Genomic DNA, 26,981 nt, shown 5'->3' with positions numbered 1-26,981 from the left:
CGCGCTCGTGGTGATCGGTGCCGTCGCCGGCAACAGCCCTTCCTGAGGCACGCCGAGCTTCCTGACACACGAAACCGCAGGCCTCGGCTCGATGAGCCGGGGCCGCGTCCGTTTTCCCACCCGTCACCGGGTGTAGACGGCCACCGTCCGGGCAGGGACCGTGAAGGTGCCCGACGCCGGGTCGAACGAGGACGACTTCACGACCTCGTCGGAGCCGGCGGCCTGCAGCGGGTGCAGGCGATAACCGGCACCCTCGACGTCCTTCACCCTCTGCCGCTGCTCCGTCGTGGTCGCATTGAAGACGACCACCAGGTCACCGAGGCGCATGGTGATGACACCCGGCGTCTCCTCCTTCCCCGAGAGCGGGAACGAGAGCTCCTCCTGGACCTGTCCGGTGCTGTCCAGGTGGAAGGCCGACTCGTCCGTACGGATCCTCAGCAAGTCCTGATAGGCGGCCGAGGCTCCCCCGATGTCCGCGCAGCCCGGGACGGGGGACGAGGCGAGGAGCGGCTTGGCGTAGGGCCACTTGTCCTTGTTGTCCGTGGCCGGCGGCAGCCCGCGCCCGAAGCCGTTGCCCGCGTCGCAGTCCCAGACGATGGCGTTGAACCAGTCCCCGGAGTCGTAGGAGTTGCGGTCCAGCGACTTCGAGCGGAGCAGGTCGGTGCCGGCCTGGGAGAGCGCCGGGCCCTGTGAGAGCGCGGCTGTGGCCATGGCGAGCACCTGCATCCGGGAGCGGTCCGCGGTGCTGGTCGAGGCAGGCAGCTTGAAGGTGAGCGCGTCGTAGAGGGACTCGTTGTCATGGGCGTCGGCGTAGGCGAGCGCGTCGCCCGGGGCGGCTGCGTAGCCTGCCGGCGCGCCGTTGTAGTCGACCTCGGAGCCCTTCACCCGGTTGCCCGAGGTGTCGGTGAACGAGTAGCCCGCGAGGTTGCCGGACAACCCGACCTTGATCAGATCCTGGTAGTGCAGCAGCCGCGCCCTCTGCTCCGCCTCGGTGCCGTTGGCGGCCGAGGTGTTGGGGTCGGTGTAGAGACCGCTCGCGAAGCCCTGGACGCCCGGGTCGGCGTCGAACGGGCCGCCGCCGCGTACGGCATCTCTGGCGCGGTCGCTGAACGTGGCGATGCCGGTGCCCGCCATGTTCTTCTGGGTGGCCTGGAGGAAGCGGGCGTCGTCGGCGATCTCACCGAAGTTCCAGCCTTCGCCGTAGAGGATGATCTTCTTCCCGTCGACGCCGTCCTTCTCGAGCGTGAGGGCGTCGAGCGCCTTGCGGACGGCCAGGATGTTGGCCTTGGGATGGTGCCCCATCAGGTCGAACCGGAAGCCGTCGATCTTGTAGTCCCTGGCCCAGGTCACGATCGAGTCGACGACGAGCTTGCCCATCATCGCGTTCTCGGGCGCGGTGTTGGCGCAGCAGGTGGAGTTGGCGACCGACCCGTCGGCGAGGAGCCGCTGGTAGTAGCCGGGCACGATCTTGTCGAGCACGGACGTCTTCGCCTGCCCGCTGCTGGTGGTGTGGTTGTAGACCACGTCCATCACGACCCGTAGTCCGTCCTCGTTGAGCGACTTCACCATCTGCCGGAACTCGACGGTCCGCTCGGTTCCGTCCGGGTCGGTCGCGTAGGAGCCCTCCGGGACCGTGTAGTGGTAGGGGTCGTAGCCCCAGTTGTACGCATCTCCGGCGGCCGCCGCGGCGACGCACTCCTGCTGCTTCTCGCTGTCCGGCGCATAGGACGCGAGATCGCAATCAGGCGTGGTCTGGTCGCGCTTCCTCTCCGGGATCGTGGCGATGTCGAAGGCCGGCAGCAGGTGGACGTACGACGTGCCGGCCCCGGTCAGCTTGCGCAGGTGCCTCACCCCGTCGCTGTCCTCGTCGGCGAAGGCGAGGTAGCTGCCCGGGTTGGAGCTGGTCTCGTCCTCGACGGAGAAGTCGCGGATGTGGAGCTCCTGGATCTGGGCGTCCTTCATCGCCACGGCCTTCGGCTTCTTCAGGCTCGACCAGCCCTTGGGGGCGAGCGCCTTGTCGTTGAGATCGACGACGAGGCTGCGCTCGGAGTCGGCGGTGAGCGCGACCGAGTAGGGGTCGGTGACCTTGTTGGTGACGAGCTTCTGCACGCTCGGCGCCCACACGGTCACGGCGTAGCGGTACTCCTTGCCGCGCCAGGCCGTGGCTGAACCGGTCACCGACCAGACGCCGCTGGCGTGGTCACGGCGCATCGGAACCCTCTTGGCGCCGAGCTCGAGCGAGACCTCGTGGGCGGTGGGCGCCCAGACGGACAGGGCGACCCTGCCGCCCTTGAACACCGGCCCGAGGGACGCCTTCTCCGCCTTCGCGGCATAGAGGTCGTTGAGGATGCCCTGCGTCTGGACACCGGTGCCCGTGACCAGGGCACCGTTGCCGATGCGCTGGGTGAGCACGACCTGGCCGGCGAGCGCCTCCCGGATCCGGTCGCGGTCGCGGGTGTCGACGGTGAACGCGGCGCACTCCTTCAGGTGCGGGAACCGCGCCTTCTGCTCCTCGCTCAGCGTCGAGGCCTGGAGCCGCAGCCAGCGGCCCTCGCTGCTGAGCGCGCCGTCCTCGACGGTGATGCCGCCGTCGCGGCCATAGACCAGCTGCGTGGACAGCGCCGAGCCGCTCGCCATCTCCTTCGGGAGCACGACCGTCTCCCGGTCGATCCACTGTGCCTGCGCCTTGGTCAGGTCGAGCTCGGGTGCCGAGCCGACCGACGGCAGCAGATAGCCGGTGTCGCCGGAACTGAGCCACACCTCGTGGCCGCACGTCGCCAGGTCGAGCGAGCGATCGTTCGGGATGTCCTTCTCGTCGCCCCTGTGGACGATGTAGTTGAGCGCGGTGGCGCCCTCGGCCAGCGGCACCTCGAAGGTGACGCCGTAGGCATCCTCGCCGGTGGGCTGGAGCGGCTTGGACCACTCGGTGGGGCTGGCGGCGCCGGTCCAGGTGTGCAGGCCCCAGCCGTCGTAGTCGCCGTCGGGGCGGTGGAAATGGATGACGGCCTTGGACGTGTCGGGCGCCGGGTAGACGCCGTCGGGCCGGGTGGCCTGCTGGCCGTCCCTGCCGGCCTCGACCCAGACCTCGCCGGTCTCGCCGAGGTCGATCCTCCGCTCACCGCCGTCGGCGGTGCCGTCCTTCTCGACCGTGTACGTCACCGAGGACGCGCCCTCGGGAAGCTTCACCCAGGCGAAGGCGCCGTAGGCGTCGCGGCCGCTGAACCCACTGCTCTGGTCGCCGACCCGGAGGGTCCAGCCGGTGTAGTCGCCGTCGGCCCGCCGGTAGTGCACGACCGCGTAGTCGCGGTCGACGGCGCTCGGGTTCTCGGCCTCGGGTGCCTGTCCGGCCGTGGTCTCGGCCAGGTCGCTCGCGGTGCGTCCGTCGCGGTCGACGACCACCGCCTTGTATCGCAGCGCGGTGCCGGCAGCGACGGTCTCGGGGACATACTGGGTGATCTTGTAGGGAGCGTGGTCGACCGAGCCGAGGGTGCGCCACTTTCCGTTGCCGACCTGGGCGGCGAAGACGACGCGGGCACCGGCGCTCTCCCCCGGGTCGGCGGAGAGGGTGGCCGTGCCGGTGGCGCCGGAGTCCGGGGCGGTCAGCGACAGGGTGGGCTTCGCGGTGGCCTTCGGGCGGTCGGCCTCGGCGCGCAGGACGACCGAGGAGAGCGCCGGGACGGTCACCTCGATCGTGGAGTCGGCCGCGGTCTCGGCCCCGTCGCCGCCGTAGATCGTCTCGAAGGCGACCGACTCCACGGGCAGGGTGACGGTCTTCGCCTCGGTGGCGTTGTTGACCGCGGCCACGTACTCGCGGTGCTCTCCGGTGCGTGAGAACGCGTAGACGGAGTCCTTGGCATAGAGCTCCTTCTGGGTGCCGTCGGTCAGCACCGGGTGGTCCTTGCGGAGCTTCGCCAGCGCGGCGATCGCGGTGTAGACCGGGTGGGTGGTGTCGTACGCGTCGTCGGCATGCGTGCGGTCGGTGCCGATCTGGTCGTCGTCGAGGTAGTCGGCGACCTTCGATGCGAACAGCGGCTGGCGGGCGTCCTTGTCGCCGCCGGCGCCGGTGAAGCCCTGCTCGTCGCCGTAGTAGACGACAGGGTTTCCGCGGGAGAGGAACATCAGTTCGTTGGCGAGCCGGGCGCGCTGGACGAGCTCGGCGTCGGTCGCGTCGGGGTGGTCGGCCGCGAGGAAGGTGCCGATCCGGCCCATGTCGTGGTTGCCGAGGAAGGTGACCTGCTCGTAGGCGTTGGCCTTGTCGGTGGCGTACTTGTAGTCGTCGGCGAAGACTCCTGCGAGCCGCTCGGCCGGAGCGCCCAACGAGGCGTAGGCGCGGGCCGCGTCCTGGAACGGGAAGTCGAGCGTCGAGTCGAGGCGGCCGCGGGTGACGTACGGCGCGTTGACGTCGGTGTCGGCGGAGTAGACCTCGCCGAACATGAAGAAGTCCTCACGGCCCTGCTTGGCGGCGTAGGCGTCGAGGGCGGTCGCCCACTCGGTCCAGAAGTCCAGGTCGACGTGCTTGACGGTGTCGATGCGGAAGCCGTCGATGTCGAAGTCGCGGACCCACTTCTGGTAGATCTTCGTCATCCCCTCGACGACCTCGGGGCGCTCGGTCCACAGGTCGTCGAGGCCGCTGAAGTCGCCGTACGTGGTCGACTCGCCCTCCCAGGTGGAGTCGCCGCGGTTGTGGTAGAGCGTCGGGTCGTTGAGCCAGGACGGAACCATCTCGCCGGTGTTGGCCGGGGTGTAGGGGAACGAGTCCTCGTCGACCTTCGCGTCGTCCGAGCTGGGCTCGGCGTCGTCGAAGGGACGGCCCTCGGTGTCGAGGTACGGGAAGGCGCCCTTGGGGCGGTAGCCGTACTTCTTCTCCGCGTAGTCGACGGTGTCGGCAGTGTGGTTGGTGATGACGTCGAAGAAGACCTTCATGTCCTTGGCATGGGCTGCATCGATGAGCGTCTCGAGGTCCTCGTTGGTGCCGAAGTGCGGGTCGACCTGGGTGAAGTCGGTGATCCAGTAGCCGTGGTAGCCGGCCGAGGCGTTCGCGCCCTCACCCTGGACGGGCTTGTTCTTGAAGATCGGCGCCATCCAGATCGCGGTGGTGCCGAGGCCTTTGATGTAGTCGAGCCGCTCGGTGAGGCCGGCGAGGTCGCCGCCCTGGTAGAAGCCCTTGTCGGTGGGGTCGAAGCCGGTCGAGGTACGGCTGCCGGTCAGGCCACCCCTGTCGTTGCCGGTGTCACCGTTGGCGAAACGGTCGGGCAGCACGAAGTAGAACTGCTCCTGCGTCGCGCCGTGGCGAGCCGGCTCAGCGGCCAGCTTCGCGTCCGCGGGCGGCTTCGGGGCCCGCACCGCCGATGCCGATGTGGCCGTCGTGGCCGTGTGCAGCATGGTGGCGAGCAGTGCGGTCGCGAGCACGGTCGCTGCCGTCCGGGACGCGCCGTGGGCGCCACTTCGTCGATTCACCTCGAGGGCCTCTCTGGTTGTGTGGATCAGCTGCAGGTCGACGCGTCGACGTGCAGGGCAAGCGCGGTGTTTGAGCCGAGGGTGGCTGTGAACTGTCCGGAGTCGTTGACGGTGACGCTCCTGCCGCTCTGCACGTCGCAGTACGTGCCCGACGCCAGCGACGTCTGGAAGGTGCGGGTCAGCGTGGAGGGCTCGTGGTTGATCGCGACGTACGCCTTGCTGCCCCGTCCGAAGGCGATGGCGTCGGCGCCGTTGTCCCACCAGTTGGTGACCGCCTGGCCGCGGGCCGTGTTGCGGAAGGCGACCATCTTCTTGATCTCGGGCCAGGCGTGCTGGCACTTCCAGCCGTCCTGCCAGCAGGCGTTGACCGTGCCGACGTTGGGCGGGCCGGCGTCCTTGTCGCTCCACTCGTAGCCGGAGTGGATGTCGGGCGAGCCGTAGGGCCAGGCCAGCATGAAGACGTTGGCCAGGGTGTAGTCAGCGCCGTCCTTGTAGCTGAGCGTGTCGCCGCCACGCTCGGTGTCGTGGTTGTCGACGAAGACAGCCGAGCTGCCCGAGGACATGTAGCCCCAGCCCTCGCCGTAGTTCTTCAGGTAGGCGAGGTTCTCGTTGTCGAAGACGCGCTTCAGGTCACGGGCATAGCGGAACTCCTGGACGTCGCCGTTGCCGAGGTACTCGCTGGGCGAGACCGCCTCCCCCGCGCCGAAGATGGCCTCCTGCTTCCAGTAGACGTTCGAGTTGCTGAGGCGGGACTTGATGTTGGCCAGGTCGGAGGCGGCCATGTGCTTGGCGGCGTCGATCCGGAACCCGTCGACGCCGAGCGAGAGCAGGTCGTTCAGGTAGCCGGCGATCTTGCCACGTACGTAGTCCTCGCCGGTGTCGAGATCGGCGAGACCGACCAGCTCGCACTCCTGGACATTGAAGCGGTCCTGGTAGTTGCTGATCGTGGCGGTGCAGTTGTTCAGGTCGTGGATCGAGTAGAGGCCGGGGTAGTCGTACTTGCTGTAGGACGAGCCGCCGGTTCCGGTGCCGGAGCCCGCGGACATGTGGTTGATGACGGCGTCGGCGACGACCTTGACGCCGGCGGCGTGGCAGGTGTCGATCATGTTCTTGAAGGCGGCGCGGTCGCCCAGCCGGCCCGCGATCTTGTAGCTGACGGGCTGGTAGGAGGTCCACCACTGCGACCCCTGGATGTGCTCCTGCGGCGGGGACACCTGGACGTAGCCGTAGCCCGCCGGGCCCAGGGTGGTGGTGCATTCCCTGGCCACCGAGGCGAAGCTCCACTCGAACATCACCGCGGTGACGTCCTTGTCTCCCGGCGGCGCCGCCTGTGCCGGGGCCGTGAGCGTGAGAGCTGCTCCCGCCGCCAGGGCGAGCACGACAGCCATGGACCTGATCATGGATCCTCCTACGCCAAGGGTGAATCTTGCTGCAAGATCTTGCAGACAGACCGTAGAGTGATCCCAATCACACGTCAAGGCTTAGGCGTGAGGACGACAAAGAGGCGGCACAGTCGGCCAGACTGTCCGCAAACGCTTGCGCAAACTTTCAGCGCTGTTCAGACGGAGGTGAGCACCAATCCGCTGGTCGGCACCCCGGTGCCGGCGGTGACGAGGACGTTCGCGGCGCCGGGGACCTGGTTCACCGAGGTGCCGCGCACCTGGCGTACGCCCTCGGCGATGCCGTTCATACCGTGCAGGTAGGCCTCGCCCAGCTGACCGCCATGGGTGTTGATCGGCAGCCGTCCGCCGATCTCGATGGCTCCACCGCGTACGAAGTCCTTCGCCTCTCCCCTGCCGCAGAAGCCGAGCTCCTCGAGCTGCATGAGTACGTAGGGGGTGAAGTGGTCGTAGAGCACTGCGGTGTCGATGTCGGCCGGGCCGAGGCCGGACTGGCGCCAGAGATCCTTGGCGACCACACCCATCTCCGGGATGCCGATCTCGTCGCGGTAGTAGGAGGTCATCACGTACTGGTCGGCGGCGCTGCCCTGGGCGGCCGCGGCGATGGTGACCGGCGGGTTGGGCAGGTCGCGGGCCCTCTCCGGACTGGTGACGACGATCGCGACCGCGCCGTCGGACTCTTGGCAGCAGTCGAGCAGATGGAGCGGGTCGGCGATCATTCGGGATGCCTGGTGGTCCTCGAGCGTGATCGGCTTCTCGTAGAAGAACGCGGCAGGGTTGGTCGCGGCGTGGCGACGGTCGGCGACCGCCACGGCACCGAAGTCCGCGCTGGTCACGCCGTAGTCGTGCATGTAGCGGCGCGCCTGCATGGCGACCGTCGCCGCAGGCGTCGAGAGGCCGAGCGGGTAGGTCCAGGCGTTGTCGATGCCGTTGGTGTTGACCTGCTGGGCGGCCCAGGGCTGCACCTGGCCGAAGCGCTGACCGGAGCGCTCGTTGAAGCCGCGATAGGCGACCACGACGTCGGCGACGCCGGTCGCGACCGCCATCGCGGCCTGCTGGATCGTCGCGCAGGCCGCGCCGCCGCCGTAGTTGATCCGGGAGAAGAACCTCAGGTCGCCGAGCCCGAGCTCGCGGGCCAGCGCGATCTCGGAGCTGGTGTCCATGGTGAACGTGGTCAGCCCATCGACGTCTGCCGGGGCGAGCCCGGCGTCGTTCAGGGCGGCTCTGGTCGCCTCGACGGAGAGCTGGAGCTCGGAGCGTCCGGAGTCCTTGGAGAACTCGGTCGCGCCGATGCCGACGATCGCCGCCTTCCCGCTCAGGCTCATGCGGCGACCCTGACCGTTCCGGTCACATGCGCACCGAGCGAGACCGCGCCGGTGACGGTGATCGTGGCGATCCCGTCGGCCACCTCGGTGACCTCGCCTGAGAACGACAGCGTGTCGTAGGGGTAGGCCGGGGCGCCCAGCCGGATCGAGATGCCTTTGATCTGCACGCCGGGGCCGGCCCAGTCAGTGACGTACCGCTCGCAGAGCGCCGTCGAGGTCAATATGTTCATGAAGATGTCCTTCGAGCCGGCCGCCTGGGCACGGTCGCGGTCGTGGTGCACGTCTTGGAAGTCCCGCGTCGCGATCGCGGTCGAGACGACCAGCGTCGGGGTGATCGGGAGCTCCCAGACCGGGATCTCATCGCCAGCCTTCATCAGGGCCTCCTCCAGATCGGGAGCGTCAGCTCCTCATCGATGACGTTCCAATCGACGACCAGGCGCTCGCCGATCTTCAGGCCGTCCCCGCCCTCAGGTGGCACGCCGGCCACCTCAGCCACCATGCGTACGCCCTCGGGCAGATCCAGCAGGGCCACCACCAGCGGGAGCTCCTTGCCGGGCAGCTTCGGCGCATGGACGACGGTGAAGGAGTAGACGGTGCCTTCGCCGCTCGCGACGACATGACCGCGGTCGTACGCGTCGCAGCTCAGGCACGCCGGGCCCGGCGGGTGCCTCAGGGTGCCGCAGGCATTGCAGCTCTGGATGCGGAGCTCCTGCTTGGCGGTGCCTTCGAAGAAGTACGCGTTGTCCCGGCCGATCACCGGTCGCACCGGGCCGCTCATGCCGTCACCTTGGGGATGAACTTGAGGACGCGGAACAGCATCGTCGCGACCCGCTCGTCTCCTACATACCAGGTGCTTCTGGAGGTCACGAAGTAGCCGACACCCATCCCGGTGCTCTTGGGGCCGACGACGGAGTCGAGGGCCGTGGTGACCCGGACCTGCTCGCCGACGCGGAGGTAGCGGTCGTAGCTCTGCTCGGAGTTGGTACCGAGGACGCCGTTGAAGCCGGCGTCGGTGAGCACGTTCATCATCGCGTGGAGCGGATCACGGTCGGGGTGACGCCCGCCCTGTCCGTACATCGTCCAGACCTGTGCCATCGACGGTGGCGCCTCGCCCTGGTGGAACCGATCGGACTCCAGGCCCATCGCCTCGAGCCAGTTGTTGATCGTGGGCTGGTTGACGAGGTCACGCGCTTCGCGCTCGGCGGCCTCACCCCACGCCTTGATCTCCTCGGCGGCAGCCATGATCTTCTCGTGGACGGCCTCGTCCACCAGCGTCTGTGCCGTGCTCATCGCGGCACCCTCGGCATCCCGAGACCGAACATCGCGATCAGCTCGCGCTGCACCTCCTGGACACCGCCACCGAAGGTGAGCACGAGGTTCCGCTTCGCCTGCGCGTCGAGATAGTCGAGCAGGCTCTTCGTCGCCGGGTCTCCGGGATCGCCGTGGCGGTGGACCAGCGTGATCAGGTCGGCGAGCAGGTGCTGGACCTGGTCGGCGGCGAAGACCTTGGACGAAGACGCGTCGGCGACCTCGATCTCACCGGCTTCAGCAGCCTTGGCGACTGCCCAGTTGAGCAGCTCGTTGACCCGGAAGACCGCCGTGGTCTCACCCATCAGCGCGCGTACGTCGGGGCTCTCGGCAACGCCCTGGGCCGTGGCCCAGCGCAGGACCCGGTCGCGCAGACCCTCGATCCGCCCGGCGGGCCCGAGCATGACGCGCTCGTGGTTGAGCTGGGTGGTGATCAGCTTCCAACCCTTGTTCTCCTCCCCCACCAGCATGTCGGCGGGGACGCGTACGTCGTTGAAGTAGGTCGCGTTGACGTGGTGGGAGCCGTCGGCGGTGATGATCGGGGTCCAGGAGAAGCCCGGATCGGTGGTGTCGACGATGAGGATCGAGATGCCCTTGTGCTTGGCGGCGTCGGGGTCGGTGCGGACGGCCAGCCAGATGTAGTCGGCGGCGTGGCCGCCGGTGGTCCACAGCTTCTGGCCGTTGACGACGTAGTGGTCGCCGTCCCGCTTGGCCGTCGTGCGGAGCGAGGCCAGGTCGGTGCCGGCCTCGGGCTCGGAGTAGCCGATCGCGAAGTGCACCTCACCGGCGAGGATCCGGTTGAGGAACATCGCCTTCTGCTTCTCGGTGCCGTAGCGGATCAGCGTCGGGCCGACCGTCTGCAGGGTCACCGCCGGCAGGTGCACGTCGGCGTACTGCGCCTCGTTGGCGAAGATCGTCTGCTCGACCTCGCCGAGGCCGTGACCGCCGAACTCCTTCGGCCAGCCGACGCCCATCCAGCCGTCGTCGCCGAGCTGCTTGATGAGTTTCTGGTAGGTGGGGCCGTGCCGGTCCCAGGAGCCCTCGGGACCGGGATCGCCGGGCTCGCCGTCATGCGAGAGACCTGCGAAATACCTTCTCACCTCCGCCTTCAACGAACGCTGAGCCTCGGTGAGCTCGTGGTTCTTGGCCTCCTCGGCCTCGACCGGGACGGCGGTGGCCGGTGTGTCCAGCCGATGCGCGATGTCGGTGCCCCAGGTGGTGAATGCGAGCAGCGGGTAGGTCACGTCGACACCCATGCCGCCGTGGAGGTGGTGGCAGGTGCGGAAGGCGGACGGCGCGACCTGGCTCGCCCAGTAGGCAGCCACCGCCAGATCGTCGGCGGCCGGTCGCCGGTGCGCGATCGCATCCACGACGTTGTCGGCGGCGAGGTCGAGCGTGCGGGAGGCGACGTAGACGTCTGCCATCTGCAGCGCGACCGCCTGGAACTCGGCCAGCGCGCGACCGAACTGCCGCCGCCCGGAGACGTACGCCGCGGTCAGGTCGCGTGCTCCGGCCAGCACCCCGGCACAGGTCACCGCCAGTCCGGCGGTCGCCAGCCCGGTCAGAGCCTCGTAGGCGCCCTCGTCGAGCATCTCGGCCGGGGCGTTCTCGAGCACGAGAGTGTGCTGCGGGACGGCGCTGGACGTGCTCGCCGGGAGCAGCGTCACCCCGTCGGCGGACGGGTCGACGAGCACCACGACCGGCCGCTCCCCCGCCGTCGCGGTGACCAGGAGGAGCGAGGCGTCCGCGGCGTAGGTCACGGCGGTCTTGCGTCCCGAGACCGTGCCGTCTCGGAAGGTGGTGGTCGGCACTTCGGGCCGCCCACGCTCGAGCCAGGCCGGGGTGAGCACCGTCTGGCCGGAGGCGACGCCGGGCAGGACCGTGCGCTGCTGCTCGGAGGTGCCGTGACCGGCCAGGGTCAGCGCGCCGACCGCCAGGGTCTCCCAGACCGGCACGCGCACCGCCTGGCGTCCGGCCTCGCGCAGCAGCACCGCGATTTCACCGAGCCCGAAGCCCTCGCCGCCGTACGCCTCCGGCACCGGCAGCGCGGTCAGCCCGGCACTCGCCCAGGCCGACCAGTCGCCCCGGTCGGAGTCGCGGGCGAGCACCTCGGCCACCACACTGCGTACCGCATCGAGTGTCTCGTCTCCCATGGTTGGAACTGTAACGTGTTCTAGTTTGTATGTCAGCAGTGTGCGCCGCGGTGGCCCGCTAACCTCACATCATGGCCCGACTTCCCCGTGCTCACACCGTCCGCCAGGCCGCCCTCGCCGCCCTCGCCGCCAACGCCCTGTGGCCGCCCGTCGACCGGACCGGGCCGCGCGGCGCCATCGGATCCTTCGCCGCCGGCTGGCTCGCCGGCGACCTGGCTCCGCAGCTGCTGGCGCTCGGCGTCGCTGACACCGCCGCCTCGGCCATTCGGCGCAAGGTCTCGCCGCTCGGGCTCGCACTCGCGGGCACTGCCGCCGCCGGCTTCGCGCTCAACGCCTACCGCGCAGGCTCGGCACGCGACCTGCTCGAGGAGGCGCTCACCGAGACCCTCGGGACGCCCCCGGGCGAGCGGACGCCGCTCGACCTCGCCCAGCTCGCCCGGCCGTTCCGGATGAAGAACCCGGCGGTCGAGGTGATCCGTGACATCGCGTACGCCGACAGCGACAGCAGCCGCGCCAGGCTCGACATCTACCGCCCGGCCGGGGTCGAGGTCGTCACGGCACCCGTGCTCTTCCACGTGCACGGCGGCGCCTGGACCCTGGGCTCCAAGGAGCAGCAAGGACAGCTGCTGATGAACCGGATGGCCGCTGCCAACGGGTGGGTCTGCGTGACGATCAACTACCGGCTCGCGCCCAAGCACCGCTGGCCGGCGCAGATCGTCGACGTGAAACGCGCCCTGGCGTGGGTGCACGAGCACATCGCCGACTACGGCGGCGACCCCGACTACGTCGTCGCCACGGGCGGTTCGGCGGGCGGTCACCTGGCCGCGCTCGCAGCGCTCACGCCTGGTTTCGCGCCGTTCCAGCCCGGGTTCGAGGACGCGGACACACGGGTCGCCGCCTGCGTACCGTTCTATGGGGTCTACGACGTGGCCGGCGACGACGGGGACCGCTACACCACCCGCGTGCGCGATGGACTGTGGACCCAGAAGATCATGCCCGAGGGCGCCACCATCGAGGACTTCCGCCAGGCCTCACCGATCCACCACATCACCGAGGAAGCCCCCGACTTCTTCGTGCTCCACGGAGCGCTCGACACGCTGGTCTCCAAGCGCCAGGCCCACTCCTTCGTCGCTCGGCTGCGCGAGGTGTCCAAGGCGACGGTGACGTACGTCGAGATGCCGGGCGCCCAGCACGCCTTCGACGTCTTCGGTGGCATCCGGGCCCACCACGCCGTGGCGGCGGTCGAGCGCTGGCTGCTGTGGCATCGCGAACGCGCCGGCGCCCGACTCGGCTGACGGCGGTTCAGCGGTTCAGCGCGGGAGGCCGAGGATCTGCTCGGCGGCCACGTTGCGGAGCACCTGGGTGGTGCCACCGGCGATCGAGAGACAGCGGGTGAGCTGGGACTGATGCAGGTCCTCACGGACCTGCGGGTCGTCGGTGAGCGCCAGCGGGCCGAGGAGGTCGACGACGAGCTCGGAGGCGTCCTGGCGGTTGCGCACCGTCAGCAGCTTGGCCACCGATGACTCCGCACCCGGCCCCCGACCGGCGAGCGCCTTGAGCGTGGAGCGGACACCGAGCAGTGCACAGACCGTGGAGAGCGCGACGGCGTGCCCGACCCGGGCCAGATCGGCTTCGCCCCGGCCCTCCGCCAGTGCCACCGCCCGCTCGACGCTGCCGCCGAGGTTCGTCGAGGCCATCGCGACCCGCTCGTTCGCCAGCGTCGTACGAGCCAGGCGCCAGCCGCCGTCGACATCGCCGACGACGAGCTCGTCGGGCACGTAGACACCGTCGAGGAAGACCTCGTTGAAGAGGGCGTCGCCGGTCAGCTCGCGCAGCGGCCGGACGTCGATCCCCTCGCTGCGCATGTCCACGAGGAAGTAGGTGATGCCCTTGTGCTTGGGGGCGTCGGGATTCGTACGCGCCAGGCAGATCGCCCAGTCGGCGTCGGCCGCCAGCGAGGTCCACACCTTCTGGCCGGTCAGCCGCCAGCCGCCATCGACCCGTTCAGCACGGGTCGCCAGCGAGGCCAGGTCGGAGCCGGCGCCGGGCTCGCTGAAGAGCTGGCACCAGACGATCTCACCGCGCAGAGACGCGTCGACGAACCGCTCGCGCTGGGCGTCGGTGCCGTGCTTCAGGATGGTCGGCACCGCCCACCCGGCGATCTTGATGTCGGGACGGGAGACCCCAGCGGTGGCGAGCTCCTCGTCGATGACGAGCTGCTCCACCGGACCGGCACCGAGGCCGTACGGAGCGGGCCAGTGCGGCGCGAGAAGGGCCGCATCGACGAGCGCGTCCCGGAGCTCCGCCTCGGGAAGCGCGGCGATCGAGGCGACGACCCCTTGCACTCGGGGGCGGATCGCCTCGTCCTTGCCGTCGAGGTCGACGCGGACCGAGCGCCGTGTCCCGGCCACGGCGTGCCCCGCCAGCGCGACCGCGTGGGCGTCGCCGCTACCGAGGAGGCTGCGAAGTGCGACGGCACGGCGCAGGTAGAGGTGAGCATCGTGCTCGAAGGTGAAGCCGATGCCGCCGAGGACCTGGATGCAGTCCTGGGCCGCCCGCACCGCTCCGTCGAGCGCGATCACCCCGGCGACCTCGGCCGCGAACGCCCACTGGTCGACGTCGCCACCCTCGGCCGACGCCCCCGCGTCCCAAGCGGCAGCGGCCACCGCCTCGGCGGTCTCCAGCATCTGGGCGCACAGGTGCTTGATCGCCTGGAACGACCCGATCGGCGCACCGAACTGCTCGCGCACCTTCGCGTACTCCACCGCCGTGGTCAGGCACCACTGCGCGATGCCGGATGCCTCTGCGGCGGCCAGCGTGAGCGCCGTACGCCGCACGGCCCCGCCTCGCAGACCAGGGACCTCGACCGCCTCGCCGGCGTCGAGGTCGACCCGCACCTCGGCGACCCGCCTGGTCAGGTCAGAGCCGACCTGGGGACGTACGTCCAGCTGCTCCGCGGCGAGGACGAACCAGCGCTCCTCGCCGTCGGCATCATGGGCGCCGAGCAGCAGATGCGCCGCTCCCCCGCCGTCATAGACGACCGGAGCGGTGCCGACCAGACGGTCCCCGAGCTCGAGGACCGGGTCGAGCGCGATCCCGCAGCCGCCGATGAGGACGGCCTCGACCACCTCGTCGAGCCCGGCCGTGCCCGCGTGATGAGCAGCGACCGTGCTGCCCAGCAGCGGGCCCGGAAGCAGCTCATGGGCGCAGGCCTCCAGCGCGACGGCCGCGTCCAGCAGGGTGCCACCGCCGCCGCTCGGCTCAGGCGCCGCGATCCCTGCGACACCGTACTCGTGCACGCTTCGCCATACGTCGTCGAACCCCGCCGAAGCGACGCCCTCGGCGGCCCGAGCGAGCGCGATGCCGCCCACACCCTTCGCCCAGTCGCGCAGGCTCTCGCTGAGGGCTTGGTGTTCGTCGGTGATGCCGATCGGCACGGGGACCTCCTACTATTTTCCAGGGCCTTGTCTGGAATAGAGCCTGATGTAGAACGTGTTACAAGTCTAGACTCACGGAAGAACGTGTTTCACTCTCAGGTGCCGATGCGGTTAGCCTGAGAGCCACCGACCGAGATCCGGTCATAGTCCTAGGGGGGACACCAGTGACGTCCGTCAGCACGGAGCCACGCAACACCGACGACGCCGCACCGACCGGCGCACAGACCAGTGCACCCACCGGCGGTTCGGCAGCCCAGCGAGAGCGCCGCCGGCGCATCCTCGACGCCACCATCTCGCTCGCGGCCGAGGGTGGATTCGACGCCGTGCAGATGCGCGCCGTCGCCGAGCAGGCCGAAGTCGCCCTCGGGACCCTCTACCGCTACTTCCCCTCGAAGATCCACCTGTTGGTCTCCGCGCTGGCGCGCGAGTTCACCAAGGACGTCGACCGCTCCGCCATCCGCGCGACGCCGGGCGAGACCGCCCACGAGCGGATCATGTACGTCCTCAACCGCCGCACCCGCGCCCTGCAGAAGCAGCCCAAGCTCACCGAGGCCCTGGTCCGCGCCTTCATGTTCGCCGACCAGTCGGTGACCGGCGAGATCCACGAGGTCGGCACCAGCCTGACCACCGTCATCGCCCGCGCCATGCACGGCACCCCCACCCTCGGCGAGGTCACGGAGGAGGAGGCCGCCATCATCCGGATCATCTCCGACGTCTGGCTCTCCGCCCTCATCTCCTGGGTCACCGGCCGGATGGACGAGAAGGACGTCGAGAAGTCGATCGACGTCGCCGTACGCCTCCTGCTGCGCTGACACGCCGAGACGTCACCCCCGCAGGCCGAGACGTCACCGCATTGCCGTCTCGAACGACGTACGTGACGTCTCGGACGACTGCAGTGACGTCTCGGCCTACCTACAGTCAGCCGGTAGCGTTCTCGCGGCCACTTCCTCGGGCGTCATCGCGCGTTTGCAGCCAATATCCCAGGTGGTTTCGTAAGCCCGGTCGTGGGCGAATCCGGTGATCGCGAACGGGCGATCGCCCGGCGCCTTGATCGTCATCGTCTCGCGCTTGCCGTGATCGACGTAGTCGGCTTCGAACACCCACTCGCAGGTCGGCCCACCACTGGTCGCCTCGATCGATATGACCACTGTCTCGCCCTTGGCGAGCGTGACCGTTCCGTCGTCGAAGTAGGCCGAACCATCATCGACCGAGGTGAGCCTCGGCACGTTCGCGTCGATGGCGGTCTCCATCTCGATCTTCTCGCCCTCACCCTGGGGGACGTCCTTCACGAGGATCCCCTGCGGGAGCTTCTTCGTGCATGGACCGGTCCGCTCTGGACGTAGGTCGGTGATCACTACCGGGTCGCCGTGACGGCCGACGAGCGTGACCTCCCAGACGACATGGTCCACGGCATACCACTCGTGGTTCGCCTCCCATGCTGGGTCGTTCACGGAGGACACCGCGTCAGCGAAGTCCTCGAACCCGGGCGCCGGCAGGTCCGGGATCAGCACGTATCCGCTCATCGGCTTCCGACGTACATCGACGATCTCGATGCCGCTGCCCGGTTCGCTCCAGCCATCGGGCAGGAGACCGCTGAACAGGCTCTGCAACCCGGAACTGAAGGTCGCCCCCAGCGCGACCAGGATCACGCCGACGACCCAGGCGGCCGGCTTCGTCACGAGCGACATCAGCCAGCCCCTTCCGGCATGCTCCGAGGCGCTGTCCTCACTCGCCCTCTGCTTCGGCATCGGCCCTAGCTCCTCTCGAGAATCGGTGGGCGAGAATCACGGCTACGCCGGTCGCCCAGCCGAAGACGGCACCGAACCGGACCCCTTGGCCGGCGACCTCGAGCGCCCAGAGCGGAGCGGTGGTCGCGAACGCCTCCTGGCGCACGAGTGCGCCTTCGACCATCCCGACGAGCGCGGCCAGCACCGCGACCACACCCCAGCACTGCACAACGACGCAAAGCACACCTGGCCTGCGCTCACCCTGCCAACGGGAGACCATCAGCAGCATCACAAGCCACACGAGCGCCACCAGAACAGCCGAGCTCAGCGTACGAGTCAGCCAGACCGAGGTGTCGAACTCACCGCTGAGCGAGTGTGGGTTGTGCGGTCCCGACAGGCTGGCGTGACCGAACCAGACCAGGCGTATCCATGCTTGCACCGAGTCGAGGCGGGCGCCGTACGGATCCGCATCCGGCCCGTAGTCCCAGACGAACCCGCCCACGAGAGCCACCACCAGCAGCGGCAGCGTCCCCCAGGTCGCGATCCGCATCGCTCGTCCCCGCCCGACGTGTTCGAGAGGTTCTTTCGGCGACATGTCGGAATCGTCCGTTGCGTCGGCGCGGAGGGCGATGGAGGCGACCTGTCCGAACGCGGCCGCCACCAACGCGGCGTACCCGCCCAGCACACCCATAACCGCACCGATCCAGATGCCGTCGTCGGGCAGCGCCCAGATGAGCGACGGCAGGGCGTCGAGACCTCCTCTACCACCTGCGGTGGCCTGCAGGACCACGAAGAGATTCGTCAGGCCACCGGTGAGAACACTTGCGCACAGCACCCGGCCGGCCACTGAATACGCGTTCTCGGAGGCAGTGCGCAGGCTCAGATAGACCAGCGACGCGAGGAGCACGACGAACACGACCGTCGGCCATATGGAGACCGGCGTGACGACGTAGCCCCCGTGGGTGACCGCCGACCCCCACAAGAACGTGAAGCCGTCCACCATCCGGCCCACCAGCACGCCCATCCAGTTCAGGCCCCGGGTCTCCCAGAGCTGCCAGACGGCCTCCACGGAGACCGGAATCGCCAAGGCCAGGCTGTAGAAGAACGCGAGGACACCCAGGACCACCACGGTGGCGTACGCGCTGCGCCGTCGAGACACGTTTCAGTTGACCTTCGGTTCGTCCCTGCTGACTGAGACCCTCTCGCGCAGTATGCCGCAGACCGGTCCCTCTACACGGCCAATTCCCATGCCGAGACGTCGCTTGCGTCGACCGAGGCGTCACCAGTGTGACGCCTCGGCCAACCTACGTGACGCCTCGGCCGACGGGGGTGACGCTTCGGCCGGGGCGGGTCAGCCGCCGTAGGCGTGGGTGGCGGTGGCGCCGCCGTCGATGGCGATCTCGGCGCCAGTCACGAAGCCGGACTCGTCGGAGGCGAGGTAGACGTACAACGGCGCGATGTCCTCGGGGTGGCCGACGCGCTTGAGGGCGACCTTGGAGGCGCCGAACTCCATGGCGGCGTCGTCGGCGCCGACACCACGGGTCATCGGGGTGTCGATCATGCCGGGGTGGACGGAGTTGACCCGGATGCCGTTGGGGCCGAGCTCGAGGGCCGCGGCCTTGGTCATGCCGCGGATGGCGAACTTGGTCGAGGTGTAGCCCGCCACGAACGCCATCCCGGCCAGGCCCTCGATCGAGGACGCGTTGATGATCGAGCCGCCGCCGTTCTCCTTCATCGTCGAGATGACCGAGCGCATCCCGAGGAAGCAGCCGAGGGTGTTGACCCGCCACAGCAGCTCGAACTCCTCGACCGGCTGGGTCAGGATCTCACCGAAGCGCAGGATCCCGGCGTTGTTGGCGAGGACGTTTACAGGCCCGTACGTCTCCGCGGTCTGTGCTACCAGCGCGGTCCAGGACTCCTCCGAGCTCACGTCGTGGTGCACGAACAGCGCCGATTCGCCCAGCGAGTCGGCGAGCAGCTTGCCCGGCTCGTCGGCCACGTCGGCGATCACCACCTTCGCGCCCTCGGAGACGAAGGCGCGCGCGATCGCAGCCCCTTGCCCCTGCGCGCCACCGGTGACGATCGCGATCTTGCCCTCGAGACGTGCCATCTCTGCTCCTTTTAGTCCTTCAGCTTGAGCTGCATGATCGAGTCGGCTGAGAAGCCGACCTCGGGGTCCCTGTCGGCGAACCAGCCACCGACCTGCTTGTCGAGCGATTCCAGGTCCCAGGCGGCGTTGTCGAAGCGCTCGGCCACGGTGGGCGGCGCCAGGACGGCGATCATCCCGCCGTAGACGACGAAGACCTGCCCGGTGATCGCGGCGGCGGCCGGGGAGGCGAGGTAGGTGACCAGCGGCGCCACGTGCTCGGCACCGTAGGAGTCACCCGTGAGCACGCCTTCGGTCATCGCGGTCGCGGCCCGCGGGCAGATGGCGTTGGCGCGTACGCCGGAACGACCCATCGACCGGGCCGTCGACATCGTCAGCGCGGTGATCCCCGCCTTCGCGGCACCGTAGTTGGCCTGTCCCGGCGGACCGGACAGGAATGCCTCCGAGGAGGTGTTCACGATCGCCGCATCCACCGGCGCGCCGGTCGACTTGGCCACCGACCGCCAATGGGTCGAGGCGTTGCGGGTCAGCAGGAAGTGACCGCGCAGGTGCACGCGTACGACCAGGTCGAACTCCTCGTCGGACATGTTGAAGAGCATCTTGTCGCGGGTGATGCCCGCGTTGTTGACCACGATGTCGAGGCCACCGAACCCGTCGACCGCCGCGGCCATCATCGCGTCCGCCGTCGCGCGCTCGCTCACATCACCGGCCGCGATCACCGCCTCGCCGCCGAAGCCGCGGATCTCCTCGGCTGCCTCCTCGGCGGCACCCGGTAGGTCGTTGAGCACGATCCGGGCACCCGACCGGGCCAGCGCCACGGCCTCTGCCCGTCCCAGACCCGCTCCGGATCCGGTGACGATCGCGACTTTGCCATTCAGGTCGACGCTCACGTGCTGTTACTCCTCGATCCTCAGGGCCGCCTTGGGACAGCCGGCCACGGCCTGTTCGACGCGGTCGCGGTTCTCGTCGGTCACGGTCGGGTCCGCGATCTGCAGGTAGTCGTCGTCATCGATCTCGAACACGTCGGGTGCGAACGCCTCGCACATCCCGTTGGACTCGCACAGGTCGAAGTCCGCAATCACCTTTGCCATGTCCGTCTCCTTTGTCCTTCGCTGTCCTTGAGTCAGCCCTGGCCGGGCAGCGCGCCCAGCTTGCGGTGGTCCCAGCTTGCGATCTTGTCGGGCTCGATGACGATGCCGACTCGCTTGTAGGCCTGCTTCGAGACCAGGTCCTCGCCGAGCTCACCCAGGTCGGCACCGCCGGCCATCCGGGCCATCACCTGCGACCCGAGCGCCTTGATCTCCTCGTAGTCCTCGACCAGGCGCGCCCGGCCGGTGATGCTCACCCCGCGCAGCTCGAAGTAGTCCTCGCCGTCCTCGACCAGGCAGGTGACGCGTGGGTCGCGTCGCAGGTTGCGGACCTTCTGCGAGGAGCCGTAGGTCCAGAACGCGATCCTGCCCTCGTCGAGCACGTAGAACAGCGTGGTCAGGTGCGGCGCCCCGTCGGCACCGACGGTCGCGACCTGCACCTTCATCTGCGAGCCGAGGAAGTCCTCGATCTCGGCGTCGGTCAGCTGTACGGACTGGCGGGAGCCGGCCATGTGCCCTCCTCGAGCAAACAAAACTAGAACACGTTCTACAATAGCAGGGATGGAGAGGTCCCCCGACGGGACCGCCTGCCGAGATCTAGGAAGCAGCCTTCATCTCGGAGATCAGCCAGCCGCCGTCGTCCTTGACCAGCGTCAGCACCTCCCAGGTCGGGCTGACCACGGTGTTCTTCGTCTTCGGCGCGGTCGCGCTCTGGTTGACGAAGAGCAGCACCGACGCAGTGTCCTCGGTGGCCGAGATGATGGAGGCGGCACAGTCCTCGTCGATGCAGGCCTTGCCCTCCTCGGCCGCCTTGGCGCCCTCCTCGGAGAGCGGCGCCACCTCGGCGTCGACCTTGATGCCGAGGTCGGCCTGCTCCTTGCGCTTGTCCTCCCCGGGAAGCGTCTTCTCGTAGTCCTTCTGCATCTGCGGCGTCATCAGCTTCTTCGCCGCCGCGATGTCCTTCTCCGCGCTCGCGGCCTGGTAGGACATCACCGTCTGCGTCAGTCCGACAGAGTGCTCCATGATCGCCGCCCGGGAACCGGCCGCGGTCAGCTCACCGTTCGGCGCCACATCGTCCTTCGACGCCCGGTCGACGGCCAGCCAGAGCACGCCGCCGGCCACCAGGACGAGTACGCCGAGCACCGCCGTCAGCGTCCGGCTACCGTCGCCCAGCCACCGTTCGACGAATCCGGCACGCTCCGCGGTCGCGCTCTCACCCTCAACCTCAGCTGGAGGCTCAGCGTCCGCCTGCGCCTCGGTCTCCTGCGGAGCATCGCCCTCGCCACGTACGTCCGGGGCATCGTGCTCGTCGGTGGGCGGCAGCAGGTCGGACCCGCAGTAGCGGCACTTGATCGCTGCCGCCTTGATCGTCTCCGCGCAGAAGGGGCACTCCTTCTGGCCCGCCGAGACCGATCCGTTCGCTCGTACGCCTGTCATCAGTTGACTCCTGCCAGGTCGGACATGCGCCATCCGTCCTTCGTCTTGTCCAGCGACACCTTGAACCGGTACTTCGAGCACCGCGCCCCCTCGTAGGGGCAGGCGTCGCTCTTCTTCAGCTCAGCGGTCTGGCTGCTGGTCACGACGGAGTCCACGGCGACGAGCACGACGGCCTTCTTCGAGCCGATCGCGCGGATGCCGACCTGCTTGACCTTGCCCTTGGAGACGGTCTGCGCGGGGATCGCGGCCTGGCGGATCTGCTCGGCGATGGCCGTGTACTCCTTGCCGAAGGTGCCGGTCGAGATCTCCTTGACCGCCTGGATCCGCGGATCCATGTCGCGGTAGTCGACATCGAGAAAGGCGATCACGCCCTCCTCGGCGACGGACTTCACCTCGTCGTAGTCGGCGGCCGCCGCCTCGGCCGGTGTCGTCCACGGCAGCACCCGGGCGCCACCGATGAAGACTGCCGCCGCGAGCACGACCAGGATCACCACCACCGCCGCGAGCACGGTGTTGACCCGCCCGAGTCTGGCGACGGACATCTTGACGTCGAGGCGGTTTTGGGCCACTTCAGCAGGTTCTGGCACCGGACTCACTCCTCTCCCAGGATCATCGATCGCCAGGAGTCGTCGGACAGGGCGGAGACCAGGCCTCCGTCATCGGTCGGGGTGGACATCGTGACCGTCTTTCCGTTGGGGAGCTTCGTGCGCCCGGTCTTCGGGTCGTAGGACGTCACGTACTTCTCGACGCCCTCGGGCTTCGGCACCATGTTGACACCCCGCTGCATGATCGGGTTGTCGCCCTCGTAGCCGGGCTGGGCGCGCTTGTCGGTGCACTTGGCCGGATAGAGCGGCTGGTCCTCCATCACGGTGCCGGGGATCCACTGGTCGGGAGGCTTGTAGCCCTCCTGGCACGGCGGTGTGGTGTAGACGAAGCCCATCGAGAGGTGACCGTAGCCGTCGCCGGGCGAGCCGGTCCACCCGGTTGCGACGACCTGCGGGAAGGTCACCAAGGTCTGCTCGATCGCGGGCAGCCGGGCGGTGAGCACCTCGTTGACGGTGCTGAGGTTGGCCAGGAAGACCGGCAGCAGCGGCTGCAGCCCGTCGACCAGCGACTGGACCTGGACCGCGGTCGCCTCGCCGCCCTGCAGGATCTCGCGCAGCTCGGGGTCGCGCTTGTCCAGGGTCGCGGTGACCTCCTCGAGACCGTCGGCGAACTCACGGATGTCGCCGCTGTGCTCCTTCTGCGTCTGGAGCACGGTCTGGCTGGTGTCGAGGAGACGAATGGTCTCCTCCTGGTGCGCTGAGGCCTCGTCGACGAGGGTGGAACCCGAGTCGAGCAGCGTACGCAGGTTCTCGGCATTGCCGCGGAACAGCGTGCCGAGCTCGGCCACGACGGTGCTCAGGTCTTCGCCGTTGATCGAGGTGGTGAAGCTGTTCAGCTCGGTGAGCAGCTGGTCGGTGGTGCCCGGCATCGACTCAGGTCCCGCGGACACCACATCGCCCTCGGCGAGGTAGGGGCCGGCCGCAGAGTCGGGGATGAAGTTGATGTACTGCTCCCCCACCGCCGAGAGGTTGTGGACCTCGATCTTGGCGTCCTTCGGCACCTCGGTGCCGGGGTCGAGCTCCAGATCGGCACGGACGCCCTCATCGGTGACTGTCATGGCGGCCACCCGGCCGACGCCGATGCCGCGGTAGTTGACCTCGCTGCCCTCGTAGAGACCACCAGAGGCCGGGAGGTCGATCGATACGTTCACGTGTCGACCCAGGACCCGGTCGACGATTCCGAGGTAGGCGGCCGAGACGTAGAAGATCCCGACCGCGGCGAGGACCAGGAAGATGACCAGCTTGTTGCGTACGCTGCGTGTCATTTGGTGCCCCCTCCCAGGAGTCCCTCGAGGAGGCCGGCCAGGCCCCCGGTCGTCGGCTCGGCCGTGGGTGTCTCGGTCGCCGAGGGCGCCGACAGCCCGTCGGTGATCTCCGGGATCAGGCCGTTGAGTCCCGGCGTCTTGGTCGAGGTCGAGCTCTTCGGCAGCAGGTCGGAGATGTCGGGCAGCTTGGGCGTCTTCTCCCCCGGCTTCGCCTTGGTGTCTTCCTTGCCGACCACGGAGCAGACCAGCTGCAGGTTGGTCAGGTCACACAGCGACTTGGCCAGCGGCTGGATCGCCTTGCAACCCTTCGAGTAGGACAGGCAGATCTGGAAGACCTGCGGCAAGATGCCGCTGGACTCGCCGTTGGTGAGGCTGCCGACCAGCTTGCCGAGGTCGAGATCCATGTGGAACAGCGCGTTGGAGTAGTCCCCCATCGCCAGTCCGGCGGCGTTCTCCGGGAACGGGAAGCTGGCCGCCATCATCAGCCCGCGCGGGAGCGAGTCGCCGGCGTCGGCGAGCTCGCGCAGCGTCGGCGCCAGCTCGTCCAGCGCCGTGGTCAGGTTGGCCCCGCTCTGGTTGATCACCCGGGTCGCGACCACACCCAGCCGGTCGAGCGCCTTCATCATCTTCAACAGGTCGGCGTGCTGCTGGCGGAGCACCTCGAGCGCCGGACCGAAGGAGTCGATCGCCGCCTCGATCGACTCGGACTCCTTGTTGAGGGTGCGGGTCAGCCGGTCGACCTGCTCCATCGCCTTGATGATCGAGCCCTTCTGCTGGTTGAGCGAGGCGACCGTGGTCTCCAGATTGCCCAGCAGCGAGCGCATGTCGTCGGTGCGCCCGTCCATCATGGTGTTGAGCTCGTCGCTGATCGTCTTCAGCTGGCCGACACCACCGCCGGCCAGCAGGAAGGAGAGCGCGCCGAGCACCTCCTCGACCTCGGGGTTGCGGTTGGTGCGGTCGAGCCCGATGGTGGCGCCGTCGCCCAGCTTGCCGGCGCTGGCGACGGTGGACCCTTCGGGCGCCACCAGGGCGATGTACTTCTCCCCGAGCAGGCTGGTCTGGCGTACGTTGGCCAGCGCGTCGGCGGGAAGGTCGATGTTCTTGCGGACGGTCATGGTGACCTTCGCGTGCCAGCCATCCCGCTCCACCTTGTCGACCTGGCCGACCGGGACGTCGTTGGCCATCACCTTGGTGCGCGGCACGATGTCGACCACGTCGTTGAACTCGGCGGTGACGACGTAGCCCTCGCCTTCGCCGACCTCGTTGCCGGGAAGCGGCAGGTCATAGGCCTGTACGCCACATCCGCTCGCCACGGCGAGGATGCCGACCATGGCGACGAGCGACCGGATCCGAGATCTCATCCCTTGCCTCCAGACATCAGGTCCTGCAAGGACCCGCTGAGCTCACTGATGCCGCCCTCGGTGACCACCTCGGGCTTCACCTCCGGCTGCTTGGCCTTGGTCCCGTTCGACGCTCCGAGCGGAAGTCCGGTGGCGGTGTCACGGTCGGTGGGCGCGGCAGCGTCCGTCAACGCCTTGCCCAGCGGAGCGGTCGACCCGGTGGGCAGCAGCGCCTTGAACAGCGCGCAGATCTCCTTGGCCCCCGGGATCTTGTCGTTCTCGACCACCATGCACAAGATGTTGGACAGATCCGACCCGATCGGCCCGACCTGGAGCCGGAAGCCGACCGATCCCGAGGCGGGGTCGAAGGACTCGGCCAGGTTGCCGATCCCGAGTGGCGCCAGGTCGATGACGGTGCCGAGGGTCTCCTTCTCCTTGGCCAGGATGTTGAGCGTCTTGTTGAGCTCTTTGACATCGCCGACCAGAGCGTCGGAGTTGTTCTCCACGAACGACTTCGTCACCTTCACCGCCTGCGCGATCGCCGCGAGCGCCTGGTCGAGCTCGTCGCTCTCACCGGCCAGCTGGGTGGAGACCGTCGAGAGGTCGGTCAGGAATCTCTCGGTCGTCTCGTCGTTGCGCGCCAGCGTCGTGGTGACCTCGGAGAGCTGGGCGAGGGTGCTGAAGAGCTGCTCCGAGTTGCCCCCGAGCACCTGGGCCGCCTCGGACATGTCGGCGATCGCCTGGTTGCCGATCTTGCCGTTGCCCTCGAGCGCGTCGGCGCCTTCGCGCAGGACGTCGCTCAGCGCGCCGTTCTTGTTGGCCCCGTTGGGTCCCAGCGAGGTGGTCAGCTCGGAGAGGCTGGCGTAGATCCGGTCGAGCTCGACCGGGACGGCGGTGCGCTCGATCGGGATCTCGCCGCCGTCTGCCATCGCAGGCCCGCCGGTGTAGGCGGGCGTCAGCTGGATGAACCGGTCGGCGACGAGCGTCGGGGTCACGATCGCGGCCTTCACGTCTTCGGGCAGCTTGTAGTCGCTCTGATACTCGATCACCGCGTCCACGTGGTCGCCCTTCGTCTCCAGCGAGGCGACCTTGCCGACCTTGACGCCCATGATGACCACGTCGGAGCCCTCGTAGACGCTCACCGCCTGCGGGAAGCTCGCGGTCAGCGTCTTGGTGTCAGGCGCCGCCACCTCGGAGATCAGCAGCAGCCCGCACATCAGCACCAGCGCGATCGGCAGCGCGGCCCACTTTCGGCCCCAGAAGTTCTTTGTCATTCCACGATCCCTGGTCGTCGTCCGGGCACGAACTCCCCGCTCACGATCCCGGTGAGGTTGGCGAGGTAGGCGTCGAACCAGGGCCCGGTGCCGATGATGTTGATCAGGATCGACGCGTACGGGCCGTAGTTCTGGATGGTCTTGGTCAGGTCCTTCTCGCGGGCGTTGAGGAACTTCAGCGCCTGGTCGAGCGCGTCCAGAGCGGGACCGATCTGTTTCTGGTTCTCCTTGACCAGGCCCTGCAGCTGCTCGGCCAGGGCGGTGGCGTTGACCAGCAGCTGGTGGATGGCCTGGCGACGGGAGATGAGCTCGGCGAAGACCTGATCGCCGTTCTCCATCACGCTGATGATGTCCTGCTTGCGCTGGTTGACGAGCTGGACCACCTTCTCGGCATCCTGCAGCAGCGACTCCAGCTCGTCGCCGCGGGCGGCGATGGTCTGGGAGAGCGCGGCGATGCCCTGGAAGGCGCCCTGCACCTCGGGGCCGGCCTTGTCGAGGGTGCCCGACATCGTCGTCAGCGCCTTGGCCAGCTGCTGGGTGTCGATCGCCTCGGTGGTCTCGGTGAGGTCACCGAAGGTGCCGACGATGTCGCTGCCCGCGCTGGTGCGGGCCAGCGGGATCGTCGAGCCGGCGTCGAGGCTCTGTCCGCCCTGCGGGGTGATGTCGAGGTATTTCTCCCCCAGCAGGTTGAGCACACCGATCGACGCCTCGCTGCGGTGGCCGATCTCGGCATCCTCGACCGAGAAGGAGACGAGCACCTTGGCTCCCTCGATCTCGATGTCGCTGACCCGGCCGACCCGGATGCCGGCGATCTCCACCCGGCTGCCCACGTGCAGGCCGCTGGCATCGGAGAACTCGGCCTGGTAGGTGGTGCCGGCGAACCAGGGCAGCTTGCGCAGGTTGAACGCCGCGGTGAGGGCCAGCGCGAGCGCGACGATCGTGATCACGCCGGTGCGCTTGAGCTGGGTGTCTGAGTGATGCGCCATCAGACCGGCACCTCCGTCGAGGAGGAGCAAGGATACGGACGCGCCGGTCTGAGACTGATGGTCGTTCGCTGG

The 26,981-nt window shown here is 68.7% G+C and carries 22 protein-coding genes; 2 read left to right on the top strand and 20 right to left on the bottom strand.

Annotated elements, in window-relative coordinates:
* Positions 1-123 precede the first annotated feature (123 nt).
* The 7 genes from pulA to IEY84_RS22080 all read right to left on the bottom strand — a co-directional run bounded on the left by pulA (position 124) and on the right by IEY84_RS22080 (position 11,643).
* A complete protein-coding gene (gene pulA / locus IEY84_RS22110) occupies positions 124-5,457 on the bottom strand; it encodes a pullulanase-type alpha-1,6-glucosidase (RefSeq protein WP_229788922.1) in 5,334 nt (1,777 codons plus the stop codon).
* A gap of 26 nt (positions 5,458-5,483) precedes the next feature.
* Positions 5,484-6,857, bottom strand: coding sequence for an alpha-amylase (locus IEY84_RS22105; protein ID WP_221209143.1), 1,374 nt, complete (start codon positions 6,855-6,857; stop codon positions 5,484-5,486).
* Between the two features lie 158 nt (positions 6,858-7,015).
* Complete coding sequence (locus IEY84_RS22100; protein ID WP_183549166.1) at positions 7,016-8,182, bottom strand: lipid-transfer protein; 1,167 nt, start codon at positions 8,180-8,182, stop codon at positions 7,016-7,018.
* Positions 8,179-8,556 (bottom strand): MaoC family dehydratase, encoded by a 378-nt coding sequence (locus IEY84_RS22095; RefSeq protein WP_183549168.1) that lies wholly within the window; start codon positions 8,554-8,556, stop codon positions 8,179-8,181. The genes IEY84_RS22100 and IEY84_RS22095 overlap by 4 nt, the downstream gene beginning before the upstream one ends.
* Entirely contained in the window at positions 8,556-8,960 is a 405-nt protein-coding gene (locus tag IEY84_RS22090) for a Zn-ribbon domain-containing OB-fold protein (RefSeq protein WP_221209144.1), read from the bottom strand. The genes IEY84_RS22095 and IEY84_RS22090 overlap by 1 nt, the downstream gene beginning before the upstream one ends.
* A complete protein-coding gene (locus tag IEY84_RS22085; RefSeq protein ID WP_183549170.1) occupies positions 8,957-9,472 on the bottom strand; it encodes an FAS1-like dehydratase domain-containing protein in 516 nt (171 codons plus the stop codon). The genes IEY84_RS22090 and IEY84_RS22085 overlap by 4 nt, the downstream gene beginning before the upstream one ends.
* Positions 9,469-11,643 (bottom strand): acyl-CoA dehydrogenase family protein, encoded by a 2,175-nt coding sequence (locus IEY84_RS22080; RefSeq protein WP_183549172.1) that lies wholly within the window; start codon positions 11,641-11,643, stop codon positions 9,469-9,471. Before IEY84_RS22080 ends, IEY84_RS22085 begins: the two co-directional genes overlap by 4 nt.
* 71 nt (positions 11,644-11,714) lie before the next feature.
* Here IEY84_RS22080 and IEY84_RS22075 point away from each other — a divergent pair, with 71 nt between their 5' ends.
* Complete coding sequence (locus IEY84_RS22075; RefSeq protein ID WP_183549174.1) at positions 11,715-12,938, top strand: alpha/beta hydrolase; 1,224 nt, start codon at positions 11,715-11,717, stop codon at positions 12,936-12,938.
* Between the two features lie 15 nt (positions 12,939-12,953).
* Here IEY84_RS22075 and IEY84_RS22070 read toward each other — a convergent pair whose 3' ends face one another.
* Positions 12,954-15,080, bottom strand: coding sequence for an acyl-CoA dehydrogenase family protein (locus IEY84_RS22070; protein WP_183549176.1), 2,127 nt, complete (start codon positions 15,078-15,080; stop codon positions 12,954-12,956).
* Positions 15,081-15,244: 164 nt separating this feature from the next.
* Here IEY84_RS22070 and IEY84_RS22065 point away from each other — a divergent pair, with 164 nt between their 5' ends.
* Entirely contained in the window at positions 15,245-15,892 is a 648-nt protein-coding gene (locus IEY84_RS22065; protein WP_183549178.1) for a TetR family transcriptional regulator, read from the top strand.
* A 96-nt stretch (positions 15,893-15,988) separates the two neighbouring features.
* Here IEY84_RS22065 and IEY84_RS22060 read toward each other — a convergent pair whose 3' ends face one another.
* The 12 genes from IEY84_RS22060 to IEY84_RS22005 form a co-directional block, all read right to left on the bottom strand.
* Positions 15,989-16,768 carry a hypothetical protein gene (locus IEY84_RS22060; protein WP_183549180.1) on the bottom strand — a complete coding sequence of 260 codons (780 nt, stop codon included), beginning with the start codon at positions 16,766-16,768 and terminating at the stop codon, positions 15,989-15,991.
* 37 nt (positions 16,769-16,805) lie between these two features.
* Complete coding sequence (locus IEY84_RS22055; protein WP_183549182.1) at positions 16,806-17,966, bottom strand: hypothetical protein; 1,161 nt, start codon at positions 17,964-17,966, stop codon at positions 16,806-16,808.
* Between the two features lie 192 nt (positions 17,967-18,158).
* On the bottom strand, positions 18,159-18,917 hold the full coding sequence (locus tag IEY84_RS22050) for a glucose 1-dehydrogenase (RefSeq protein WP_183549184.1): 759 nt from the start codon (positions 18,915-18,917) through the stop codon (positions 18,159-18,161).
* Between the two features lie 11 nt (positions 18,918-18,928).
* Entirely contained in the window at positions 18,929-19,804 is an 876-nt protein-coding gene (locus IEY84_RS22045; RefSeq protein ID WP_183549186.1) for an SDR family NAD(P)-dependent oxidoreductase, read from the bottom strand.
* A gap of 6 nt (positions 19,805-19,810) precedes the next feature.
* Entirely contained in the window at positions 19,811-20,005 is a 195-nt protein-coding gene (locus tag IEY84_RS22040; protein WP_179657980.1) for a ferredoxin, read from the bottom strand.
* Positions 20,006-20,037: 32 nt separating this feature from the next.
* Positions 20,038-20,514, bottom strand: coding sequence for a pyridoxamine 5'-phosphate oxidase family protein (locus tag IEY84_RS22035; protein WP_183549189.1), 477 nt, complete (start codon positions 20,512-20,514; stop codon positions 20,038-20,040).
* Positions 20,515-20,599: 85 nt separating this feature from the next.
* Positions 20,600-21,439, bottom strand: coding sequence for a hypothetical protein (locus IEY84_RS22030; RefSeq protein WP_183549191.1), 840 nt, complete (start codon positions 21,437-21,439; stop codon positions 20,600-20,602).
* Positions 21,439-22,026: an Rv1363c family protein gene (locus IEY84_RS22025; protein WP_183549193.1), complete on the bottom strand. Its 588-nt coding sequence runs from the start codon at positions 22,024-22,026 to the stop codon at positions 21,439-21,441. The genes IEY84_RS22030 and IEY84_RS22025 overlap by 1 nt, the downstream gene beginning before the upstream one ends.
* Before the next feature lie 5 nt (positions 22,027-22,031).
* On the bottom strand, positions 22,032-23,309 hold the full coding sequence (locus IEY84_RS22020) for an MCE family protein (RefSeq protein ID WP_183549195.1): 1,278 nt from the start codon (positions 23,307-23,309) through the stop codon (positions 22,032-22,034).
* On the bottom strand, positions 23,306-24,670 hold the full coding sequence (locus IEY84_RS22015) for an MCE family protein (protein ID WP_183549197.1): 1,365 nt from the start codon (positions 24,668-24,670) through the stop codon (positions 23,306-23,308). The genes IEY84_RS22020 and IEY84_RS22015 overlap by 4 nt, the downstream gene beginning before the upstream one ends.
* Entirely contained in the window at positions 24,667-25,923 is a 1,257-nt protein-coding gene (locus IEY84_RS22010) for an MCE family protein (protein ID WP_183549199.1), read from the bottom strand. The genes IEY84_RS22015 and IEY84_RS22010 overlap by 4 nt, the downstream gene beginning before the upstream one ends.
* Complete coding sequence (locus IEY84_RS22005; RefSeq protein ID WP_183549201.1) at positions 25,920-26,909, bottom strand: MCE family protein; 990 nt, start codon at positions 26,907-26,909, stop codon at positions 25,920-25,922. Before IEY84_RS22005 ends, IEY84_RS22010 begins: the two co-directional genes overlap by 4 nt.
* Positions 26,910-26,981: the final 72 nt, after the last annotated feature.

It is taken from the genome of Nocardioides albus (assembly GCF_014648255.1).
In the GTDB taxonomy this organism is placed as follows: domain Bacteria; phylum Actinomycetota; class Actinomycetes; order Propionibacteriales; family Nocardioidaceae; genus Nocardioides; species Nocardioides albus.
This window is presented reverse-complemented; position numbering and strand designations above follow the sequence as displayed.

Bases quoted from the DNA above. Each gene is read 5' to 3' on its own strand.
- IEY84_RS22105 (WP_221209143.1), bottom strand. From the start codon at position 6,857: ATGATCAGGTCCATGGCTGTCGTGCTCGCCCTGGCGGCGGGAGCAGCT.
- IEY84_RS22100 (WP_183549166.1), bottom strand. From the start codon at position 8,182: ATGAGCCTGAGCGGGAAGGCGGCGATCGTCGGCATCGGCGCGACCGAG.
- IEY84_RS22095 (WP_183549168.1), bottom strand. From the start codon at position 8,556: ATGAAGGCTGGCGATGAGATCCCGGTCTGGGAGCTCCCGATCACCCCG.
- IEY84_RS22090 (WP_221209144.1), bottom strand. From the start codon at position 8,960: ATGAGCGGCCCGGTGCGACCGGTGATCGGCCGGGACAACGCGTACTTC.
- IEY84_RS22085 (WP_183549170.1), bottom strand. From the start codon at position 9,472: ATGAGCACGGCACAGACGCTGGTGGACGAGGCCGTCCACGAGAAGATC.
- IEY84_RS22080 (WP_183549172.1), bottom strand. From the start codon at position 11,643: ATGGGAGACGAGACACTCGATGCGGTACGCAGTGTGGTGGCCGAGGTG.
- IEY84_RS22075 (WP_183549174.1), top strand. From the start codon at position 11,715: ATGGCCCGACTTCCCCGTGCTCACACCGTCCGCCAGGCCGCCCTCGCC.
- IEY84_RS22060 (WP_183549180.1), bottom strand. From the start codon at position 16,768: ATGTCGCTCGTGACGAAGCCGGCCGCCTGGGTCGTCGGCGTGATCCTG.
- IEY84_RS22050 (WP_183549184.1), bottom strand. From the start codon at position 18,917: ATGGCACGTCTCGAGGGCAAGATCGCGATCGTCACCGGTGGCGCGCAG.
- IEY84_RS22040 (WP_179657980.1), bottom strand. From the start codon at position 20,005: ATGGCAAAGGTGATTGCGGACTTCGACCTGTGCGAGTCCAACGGGATG.
- IEY84_RS22035 (WP_183549189.1), bottom strand. From the start codon at position 20,514: ATGGCCGGCTCCCGCCAGTCCGTACAGCTGACCGACGCCGAGATCGAG.
- IEY84_RS22030 (WP_183549191.1), bottom strand. From the start codon at position 21,439: ATGACAGGCGTACGAGCGAACGGATCGGTCTCGGCGGGCCAGAAGGAG.
- IEY84_RS22020 (WP_183549195.1), bottom strand. From the start codon at position 23,309: ATGACACGCAGCGTACGCAACAAGCTGGTCATCTTCCTGGTCCTCGCC.
- IEY84_RS22015 (WP_183549197.1), bottom strand. From the start codon at position 24,670: ATGAGATCTCGGATCCGGTCGCTCGTCGCCATGGTCGGCATCCTCGCC.
- IEY84_RS22010 (WP_183549199.1), bottom strand. From the start codon at position 25,923: ATGACAAAGAACTTCTGGGGCCGAAAGTGGGCCGCGCTGCCGATCGCG.
- IEY84_RS22005 (WP_183549201.1), bottom strand. From the start codon at position 26,909: ATGGCGCATCACTCAGACACCCAGCTCAAGCGCACCGGCGTGATCACG.